Origin of the sequence: Gottfriedia acidiceleris, from assembly GCF_004138285.1 — a bacterium.
GTDB classification, from domain to species: Bacteria; Bacillota; Bacilli; order Bacillales; family Bacillaceae_G; genus Gottfriedia; species Gottfriedia acidiceleris_A.
Window position 1 is genome coordinate 1 of record NZ_SCFN01000084.1, and the last position, 255, is coordinate 255.

Consider the following 255-nt stretch of genomic DNA (forward strand, 5'->3'; position numbering starts at 1 on the left):
GCTTCTTGTCTCTCGTACATAGAACGATGAAATTGCATCTGTTTATGTTGAATCTCGTCAAATTCCGCCTTGGTAATATAAGGTGCTTCCGCTATTTTCGTTGTGTCACGGTCTGACATATCACTCATATCAACCGTTGATATTACTACGTTTATAGCGTTTTTAAGTGTCATATCAGGGTGTTTTATCAAATCTATTATCTGTCTTAGAACTAAAACATCTTTGTCAAAAAATCCACGATGCCCATGTTCATTT

The 255-nt window shown here is 36.1% G+C and carries 1 pseudogene; it reads right to left on the reverse strand.

The features are described 5' to 3' along the window. Positions 1–255 (reverse strand): annotated as a pseudogene (locus tag EP747_RS24565) (DNA-binding protein); the annotation flags it as partial.